This is a genomic window from Nostoc sp. FACHB-133 (assembly GCF_014698055.1).
GTDB lineage: Bacteria > Cyanobacteriota > Cyanobacteriia > Cyanobacteriales > Nostocaceae > Nostoc.
Genome location: NZ_JACJSH010000050.1, coordinates 45,555 through 54,332, shown reverse-complemented (window position 1 = coordinate 54,332; position 8,778 = coordinate 45,555). Strand labels below are relative to the sequence as shown.

8 protein-coding genes and 1 pseudogene are annotated in these 8,778 nt (G+C 42.3%); 4 read left to right on the top strand and 5 right to left on the bottom strand.

The genetic code is table 11. The features are described 5' to 3' along the window. The 4 genes and pseudogenes from H6G86_RS28890 to H6G86_RS28875 all read right to left on the bottom strand — a co-directional run. Positions 1–266: pseudogene (locus tag H6G86_RS28890) on the bottom strand (photosystem II q(b) protein); the annotation flags it as partial. A gap of 876 nt (positions 267–1,142) precedes the next feature. Beyond that, positions 1,143–1,820: a DUF2834 domain-containing protein gene (locus tag H6G86_RS28885; RefSeq protein ID WP_190937179.1), complete on the bottom strand. Its 678-nt coding sequence runs from the start codon at positions 1,818–1,820 to the stop codon at positions 1,143–1,145. A 113-nt stretch (positions 1,821–1,933) separates the two neighbouring features. Then, the gene (gene hrcA, locus H6G86_RS28880) at positions 1,934–3,064 is read right to left on the bottom strand and encodes a heat-inducible transcriptional repressor HrcA (protein WP_190937178.1); all 1,131 of its coding nucleotides are present in this window, start codon (positions 3,062–3,064) and stop codon (positions 1,934–1,936) included. Between the two features lie 446 nt (positions 3,065–3,510). Beyond that, on the bottom strand, positions 3,511–3,843 hold the full coding sequence (locus H6G86_RS28875; RefSeq protein WP_012411996.1) for a rhodanese-like domain-containing protein: 333 nt from the start codon (positions 3,841–3,843) through the stop codon (positions 3,511–3,513). A gap of 157 nt (positions 3,844–4,000) precedes the next feature. Here H6G86_RS28875 and H6G86_RS28870 point away from each other — a divergent pair, with 157 nt between their 5' ends. The 3 genes from H6G86_RS28870 to cysE all read left to right on the top strand — a co-directional run bounded on the left by H6G86_RS28870 (position 4,001) and on the right by cysE (position 7,438). Further along, the gene (locus H6G86_RS28870) at positions 4,001–5,659 is read left to right on the top strand and encodes a DUF3352 domain-containing protein (protein WP_190937177.1); all 1,659 of its coding nucleotides are present in this window, start codon (positions 4,001–4,003) and stop codon (positions 5,657–5,659) included. A gap of 356 nt (positions 5,660–6,015) precedes the next feature. Next, positions 6,016–6,510 (top strand): hypothetical protein, encoded by a 495-nt coding sequence (locus tag H6G86_RS28865; protein ID WP_179073345.1) that lies wholly within the window; start codon positions 6,016–6,018, stop codon positions 6,508–6,510. Between the two features lie 163 nt (positions 6,511–6,673). Further along, positions 6,674–7,438, top strand: coding sequence for a serine O-acetyltransferase (gene cysE / locus H6G86_RS28860; RefSeq protein WP_190937176.1), 765 nt, complete (start codon positions 6,674–6,676; stop codon positions 7,436–7,438). 222 nt (positions 7,439–7,660) lie between these two features. Here the strand turns inward: cysE and H6G86_RS28855 are convergent, their stop codons facing one another. Next, complete coding sequence (locus H6G86_RS28855) at positions 7,661–8,245, bottom strand: Npun_F5749 family FMN-dependent PPOX-type flavoprotein (RefSeq protein WP_190937175.1); 585 nt, start codon at positions 8,243–8,245, stop codon at positions 7,661–7,663. 206 nt (positions 8,246–8,451) lie between these two features. Between H6G86_RS28855 and H6G86_RS28850 the strand changes: the two genes are divergently transcribed. Continuing rightward, positions 8,452–8,778 (top strand): hypothetical protein, encoded by a 327-nt coding sequence (locus H6G86_RS28850; protein WP_190937174.1) that lies wholly within the window; start codon positions 8,452–8,454, stop codon positions 8,776–8,778.

The window sequence follows — 8,778 nt, the reverse complement described above, 5'->3', positions numbered from 1 at the left end:
ATAGCGTTGGAGGAAGGAACAACTGCACCAGAGATGATGTTGTTTCCGTAGATCAAGGAACCTGCTACTGGTTCACGGATACCATCGATGTCTACTGGAGGAGCGGCGATGAAGGCGATTACGAAGCAAGCGGTAGCTGCTAGCAAGGTGGGGATCATGACTACGCCGAACCAGCCGATGTAAATCCGGTTGTTGGTGCTGGTGATCCACTCACAGAATCGATCCCATACGTTGGCGCTTGAGCGCTGTTGTAAGGTTGTTGTCATTGTTTTATAAATGCGATTATTTGCGGATGAATTAGGTAGGTTTGACTACCTGTTACACATCTTAAAGAATTTATTGCGTTTTGTAAAGTACTTTCAGAAAAAACTTTCTCTTAGAATTAGGACTAAGGCAAAATTCACGTAATTGCGTCATTACAAGCGATAGCGACGTATTCACCTAAAACTCTGGCATTGCTTCCCACAATACGTTTCGGTCGCAATAACAAATTTTGCTTGCGCTTGCGTAAGTCCTGAGAATTGACGCGCCCTGCGTGGAAAATCCCTAACTCATTGAAAAATAGCTTGCTTAAAATATTAAGTAAGTTGACGTAAATAATTGTCGTTGGGATAAGGCAATAGGTAGAAGGGTTTTAGGCTAGTTCATTTTTCTTTACATAGTTTGATTTTATTGTGCCAACTTACTTAACGCCCTGTGAAACTTTCTCTCAAACCTAACCCCCAACCCTTTCCCTACTAGCGTTGGGGAGCAAGAATCAAAGCCTCTCTCTAACGTGTCAGTCTTTTAGACGCGATAAATCGCGTCTCTACATGAGGGCTTTCTGGCTTATCCCAAGCGTATTGGGATAAAACTAAAACTGGATCTGACTTGTGTTTACACCGTAGCCCTGTGGGGGAGAGGAATGGAAGTGGGGTTCTAACAATAAGTTGCACATTGCATTACTTGGATTAGTAAAAACTAGGCGTAAGCGCCATTGAGAGATTGAGGCTTACACCCAACAAATATGGCTTTATCTTCTTAAGTTGACATCAATGGACAATGCCATACCCCTACGAGAAATCTATATATATCAGGATTTTCGTGAGAATTGGTCTAAATCCCCGGCTGAAACTTTCTTTAATTACGAATTAAAAAGTGCTTTAATTTGCAGCTGGCTGCTGACTGGGTATTGCCTCTACGCCCACTTCTGGTAAAGGTGGACGCACACACAAATAAATCAATGGCCCGAATAGCGGTATCAACGCTATTAACCAGAATGTCTGTGGATTTTTCCAACTGCGACGCGCCATATCATCCCCTAGTAATGCAGGAAATAAGAGACAAAGCAGGGAAAAATCTAAACTCATTACATTGATAAAGCGATTGGTTTGCCACTCTTGCACAAAACTGCCCCAATCTCCTCCTCTTAAACCGTAGGCAATTAGAAGAACTGTGGCTACAGTCAACACAATCCCAGTCACACGAGAATCTAGCAGCTTGAGTAAGATATTCTTTTTACCAACAAACTGATTATTTGGTTCTCTAAGGGCTAAGTAGGGTAACAAGGCAAATATCCCGACTCCGAAAGAGGCAGTAGCAAATAACCAAGCAGGTATTTTTTGCCCTCTACCATCAATAAATACTACTGCACTGTAGATGAGAGGCCAGATACCCATGAGGTTGAATAGTGCTATTACTAATGGGTTAACGCCTTCCCACTGTCCAGTCGAAAGGTTTTTAATTAACTCGAATGTACCAGGTTGCTCAGGAGGTGCGAGGAAAAAAGCATAAATAACGAATCCTAACCACAGGAAGCCAAAGGCAATTTTTCTAACCATGAAATATTTAAGTAGGATTAATTATTAATTTTGCCACTACAAATTGGGCTATCTACCTGCGATCGCACTATTCATTCGTCTAGACTCGTAGCAGCTTATTCCTAAACTTTACCTTAAGGATTGAAATAACTGAAGGCTTCTGAGAGGTAATCAGCAGCAGATGCTACAACTGCGATCGCACTTTCATAATCTAAGCGCGTTGGCCCCAAAACTCCCACACTTCCTACAGGTATTGAACCTCGGCGATAGGTAGAAGAAATTAAAGTGCAGGTGCGTATCGGTTCTAATGGATTTTCTGCGCCAATGCGAACCGTTACCCTTGACTTACCAGCATCCTCCGGTTCTGGTTCCTCAAATATTAATCGCCATAGTTGGTCTTGTTCTTCTTCCAGCAGGTGGATAATCGTTTGTACCTGCTGTAACTGGGAAAATTCTGGCTGGCGCAAAACTTCTGACACACCCCGAACCATAATTTGTGTGGTAGTCGGCGCAAGAGTGCGACGAGTCAATTCGGCAACTGAATTTTTCAAGAATTCTCCGTAGCGTTGGAATTCCTGATCAAGTTCGCTCCAGTTGAGGTTGGCTAATTCCAACAGACTTCGCCCCCGCAAGTGGGTATTCAAAAAGTTAGAAACAATCTGCAACTCGCGATCGACTACCTCTGAATCTCGTTGTGTCTCTTCTGATATTGGCGACAAATCCATTAACTTGGAATGTGTCTCATAACCATCGGTAACAACTATTAACATGATCCGCCCAGCTTCAATTTGCACCAATTGCAGATGTCGCAATAGTGCTGTTGTAGTTTGCGGCATAGTTATCAAGCTAATGCAACCACTCAAGGTTGCTAAAATCTGCGCGGCTCCTTGCAGTAGGGTTTCTAAACTCCGATCTTCCCACTGGAGATGCTTTTGTAATGCCACCTCTATTTCTCGCCCTAAAGTTTCTGTCCGCGTAGCGTCTGTCTGCGACACGCTGCGCGAACGCAGAGAAGGTGTAATTAGCTGGTCAACATAAATGCGATAGCCTGAATCTGAAGGTACACGTCCAGCAGAAGCGTGTGGTTGGTAGAGTAATCCAGATTTTTCTAAAACGCCCATCACATTGCGAATTGTGGCTGAACTTACACCCAGGTCGTACTCTTCGCCTAAAGCCTTTGAACCAACAGGCTCTGCCGTAGCAATGTAGTGACGTACCGTTGCCCAAAGTATATGCTGTTGCCGATTTGTTAACTGGACTTCCATAGGATATGTTTTGCTAGAGGCAAATTTTAATCAAAGTCTGGAGAAAGTTCTGGATTTGATTTAAACAAGGAATATTAATAATTTATTAAGATAACAAATTATACAATTATATTGTGATAATTAATTTTAAGGTTCGTGTACACCATTCTTGAAAAGTTCGCTCTCAATAGAATCTAAGCTTTGCATCAAAAGCTAAGAGTTTGAATTTACAAGATTCTTTTCTGCCTTATTTTTGCATAATTCTACACTTAGAAAAGTATTGTTGTATACGTATTTTTGCGGCTATTACAGCTAAGAATAGGGTCGAAAATTTGCGTAAGTTGTGTAGCCATTGGAGAAAGTTACAAACTTTTCTGGCGAGTCCCTAAACTAATTTAGTGCTATTTTCACAATAGCAAAAGCCAGATGGAATTAAGTTCCATCTGAGTAATGCACCCAAACACAAGCTAATATTGGGGAATTGAATGGTCTACTAAGATGGAGTAAGCATCAATACCACCCGAAATATTTTGCACATTTGTAAAACCTTGAGCAATTAACCACTGACACATCTGGGCAGATCGAATACCGTGATGGCATAGCACAAGGGTTTCAGCTTGAGGATTGAAAAGGGTAGGTATTTCATGTCCCCACTCAGCAAATTGACTCAAGGGTAGGTTGACAAAGCCCTCAATGTTAGCGATCGCCAATTCTTCTGGTTCTCGGACATCTACTAGCTGTATACTTCCATCACCAGAGGAAAGACGTTGTGCCAGTTCTTCTACACTAATCTGGTTCATGGGTTGACTAAAAGAATTCCCTATAAACAGTCCTAATCTTATTTATGGTGACAGAAAATCTCTGCCTTTGCATGAGTATCGATTCTCAAGAAGGCTGATAAATTCTGTTAGGCTTTCTGCTTAAATGGCTGTAAACCGTCTTTTTTAAAGGTTTAATGTGAATAGGCAACGTTCATTTATTGGTTTTATCGTAGCAGGAGCGATCGCATTGCTAATTGCGATCGCTGGCTTTTACTGGTTTTTCGCCAAAAATCCGGCTAATCTCATTGCTTCTACCTCTGAGCCTGGTGCAGCCATATTCGTATCAAAACTTTCGCCAGCAATGGTTTCACTGCTGACGAATCCTGATCGGTTGCAGGCGTTGGAACGCGAAGAGGAACTATCTAAACTCAAAACCAGTTTATTAGCCAAAAGTGGCATAGATTATAAACAAGACGTTCAACCCTGGTTAGGGAATGAAATTACATTAGCTATCACCACCTTAGATATTGATCGCGATCCAGAAAACGGACAGCAGCCAGGATATCTGTTAGCACTAGCAACCAAGCAACCTGAGAAAAGCCGCGAGTTTGTCGAGTTGTTGTTTTCTAAACGGGCCTTATCTGGCGCAACCTTAGCTGTTGAACAATATAAAGGCGTAAAGCTGATTTCTGACAATTCCCAACCAGAGAAGGATTTGCTTGCAGGTGCGGTTGTTGGTGAAGGCTTTGTGTTGTTTGCCAACGATCCGAAAGTCTTGAAAGACGCGATTAATAACGTCCAAGCGCCCGATCTGAATTTGACTAGCTCCCCCGAATACCAAAAAGCTACTAAAGAACTGCCCAAAGGAGGTTTAGCTGTAGCGTTCTTAAATCTTCCCGTTGTGGCAAAATGGCAAGGCTTAGAACTTTCAGAACAACTTTATAACAGTGAAATTATTTCTCTGGTGTTGAATCCCAAAGGATTGCTAGCAGAAACTACATTTTTGACTTCATCAGAAATTCTCACTCCATCTGCACCCCTATCTAAACCTGTAGGAGCATTGCAGTATGTTCCAGCGTCGGCAGGTTTGGCAATTTCTGGCTCAAATTTGAGTAATTTGGCTGACAGCGATTTAGCCAAACTCTGGAGACAAGCAACAGCTACTATATATGGTTCTGGGGAAGATGTGGTTTCTCGGTTAGCCAAACCTTTAGTAGATGTTCAAAAACGCTGGAGTATAAACTTACCAGAGGATATTTTTAGTTGGGTACAGGGAGAATATGCGATCGCATTGTTACCTGAGAAAGAGCAAACAACCCCTCATTGGATTTTTGTGGTGGAAAAATCTGAGAGTGTGGAACAAGGTATTGCTCGTTTGGATGCGATCGCATCATCCAATGGACTCAGCATTAATCCCCTGACTATAGATAAGCAAAAAATCTCTGCTTGGACAGAGTTAACTACGGCGACTAAAAAAAGTGATCCTAAAGAAGGAGCATCTTTCAGTATTGAAACAAAAGTGCGGGGATTGCATACAACTTTAGGAAATTACGAAATTTTCACCTCTGACTTAGAAACGATAAATGAAATTCTCACAACTAAGGATAACTCCTTAGTTGACAATCCCAATTTCCAAGATAGTATTGCTGCAATTCCCTTACCAAACCAAGGCTATATATATCTTGACTGGATAAAGAGTCAGAATTTGTTAGAGCGTCAAGTACCGATTCTCAAGCTAGCGGAAGTTTTAGGGAAACCGTTTTTTGATAATTTGCGATCGCTCACAGTTAGCAGTTATGGAACTGACACGCGATCGCTCAAAGGTGGCGTTTTCTTCCAACTCAAGAATTCATGAGATTTTCATAAAAGCTCAAGTGCAGAAGGTTAAAAATTATTTTATCTTCTGCCTTTTTCTGTTCCGTAAGATTTTCGTAAATTTACTGTATTATTTGCTATTTAAATCGTCCGTTAAGGGTTTTCTTTAGGAGGCAAGATCCTGCGTCCAACAGAGGTAATCACATCCAAATCATTAGTTGGGGAATGGTCGCTGCTGTTTATATCAAGAGACAGCCTAGCAATTAGCTGTTTGCTTTAAAAATCCTTTATTGTGGCACATTTTAATGTGGCACAACCAACGAAAATTTCACTGGAATTTTTTCATTAGAATATGTATATATCATTACTAATTTAACAGCCTGTTGGAGGGCTACTATGAAATTTTGTCGCCCCCGACTTGAGTTTAGCGGCGGCTGGTTGTTGGCTATACTTGCCACCATCACAGCTACACCTGTAATTGCAGAGACAGCAGCGAATTTTGGTACTTTTACCGTGTCAACAAACTCTAATCCAGCACAAGGAACAGTGCAGGGGTTTACAGGTGGTTCTTACTCATTGTCTGCCATAAGTAACCGCGATCGCGACCAAAAAGCCTGTATTGGTTTTGCCGATCCTAATCCAGATCACATTATGGTTTTGGAAAATGACTTTTCCCAGCTAACAATCAAAGTCGATAGCAACAATACCGATACAACTTTACTCATTCAAGGTCCAGATCAAAATACGATTCGCTGCGGCGATGATACTGGCAAAAGAAAAGATGCTAGCGTTAGCGATCGCAACTGGAAAAGAGGTACTTATCGGATTTGGGTAGGTACATTTAATTCTGGGGTCAAGCGTGATTATACTCTGGCAGTGGAGCAGCAGTGAAGTGGGGAGTTAGGAGTTAGCGATTAGGTATTGTGTATTGGGAAGAATTTATGCCCAATGCCCAATGCCCAATGCCCAATTCCCCATTCCCAATTTCTATGTGTAACACCTGAGACGATAATATGGGAGAGTAGCTTGTTGTGCTTTCCGAGGGTGCTATCTCGTGCTATCTATACTGCGTGCTGACTTTCGTATCATATTTGAACGTGACCCAGCTGCCCGTAACTGGTTGGAAGTTTTATTTTGTTACCCTGGTTTGCAAGCCCTGCTATTCCATAGGCTGGCTCACTGGCTGTATACGGTTGGTCTTCCTTTTATTCCTCGCCTGATTTCTCACTTGGCACGGTTTTTGACTGGAATTGAAATCCACCCTGGTGCAGCAATTGGAAAAAGTGTGTTTATTGACCACGGTATGGGCGTAGTAATTGGTGAAACTGCGATCGTGGGAGACTATGCCCTAATTTATCAAGGTGTTACCCTTGGGGGTACTGGTAAAGAATGTGGTAAGCGTCATCCAACTGTGGGTGAAAACGTCGTAGTCGGGGCTGGAGCAAAGGTACTGGGCAATATCCAAATTGGTAATAATGTTCGTATTGGCGCTGGGTCTGTTGTTCTAAGGGATGTACCTTCAGACTGTACTGTGGTAGGGGTGCCTGGGCGCATCATGTATCGTTCTGGAGTTCGGGTTTCACCTCTTGAACACAATAACTTACCAGATTCAGAAGCTCAAGTAATTCGTGCTTTAGTAGACCGGATTGAGGCGTTGGAAGAACAAATACAAACTCTTCAGCGCACCAATTCTTCAGAAAAAACTCCTGTTTTAGTGGGTTGTTTAGCCACCAAAGAGGATGAGCCAACCCACGATGCTCGCTGGTGTAACCTCAAAGATAAGACCATCCAGCAATTTCTAGATGGTGCTGGCATTTAGTTAAAATTCAAGGGTTAAGGGTCAATCTTTAGCCCTTTGAAGGTGACTCGTAAAATCTCTTATTTTTTCTCAGCGATCTCTGTGCCTCTGTGGTTTAAAAGAATTTTTTCTAACCACAGAGGTACAGAGGACACAGAGTATAGAGCTTAAAGAGGAATCTATTTAGCAAAATTTTTACGCACCTTGGAAGGGGTAGGGTCAATCTTTTGACTCTTGGCTAAATCACGGATTAATTGCTTCGCTAGACCACTCTTGCTGTTGATTACGGTGGTAAAGCCATCGATTTTGTGGTTCGCCGCGTAATTCTAAATGGTCTACTTGCACCGGATCGAGTAGCAGGAGACAAAAATTAGAAAGTGGCTCAATAGGATCGGGTGGTGATGACTCAAAGGCTCCTGCTTCTTTGATTCTGGGTTTACCAGGATGGGGCCAACCAAACTGTAAACGCGCCGCATCACTTAATTCTTGCCACATTGCGATCCGGGCTGGTTGTAAATTCTGGTGAGAATCATCACTGCTGATTAGGGTCAAATCGCCAGCCATGCGGAATTGTTCTCGTGTATTGGGGAAGTACCAGCAAATTTCTGCCCAAGGTTGTTGCTGTATTTGGTCGGCTTTGGCGCTACGAGTATCAGTGATAAATCTTAGCTGGTTTGTATCTTCTAGGAAGCCGCGAAAGACTAGGGTACGATTAGCGGGGCGGCCATTGGGTTGCACTGTTGCTAGTTGCAGGTAACGGGCATAAACAAGGCTGCGGTTGCGATGGAGTGCATGAGCGATCGCACCTCGCCAAGGAGCAAGAGACATATCAATTAAAAATTAAAAATTAAAAGTTAAAAATGAAGAAAGTCAGATTTAATCTGGGTTTCCAGGTTTGGGTCTGTTGTCTTATTTTAGACAATTGGTACAACACTAAGTAAATAATTTTGCAATCGTCTCTGTGTCTTTGCGTGAATATTATCCTCAATTCAACGCAGAATATACAGTATGTTGTATAAATTCGCAGATGAGCTATGGCAGAAATTCAAGTTGGAATTGAAGGGGAAGACGCACTAGCCGCAGCCGAGGCTTTGCTAGAAATTCCTGGAATATCGGGAAGCTATGAAGTTCCGACGCAAAAAGAGGGAACTCTGGCGGCTGTTGCTACTATTATTGGCATTGTGGGTGGTGTTGCTGCTTTAGCTGAACAAATTCGCAAATGGTATCAAGAATGGCATAAATCTTATCCTGGGAAGCAATTTGATGTGGTAATTCTTGACCCTGTTACTGGAAACAGGATTTTACTCGAAGAAGCTACCATAGAGGAAATCACGGAAATCCTCAAATCTCTCAGCAAATAA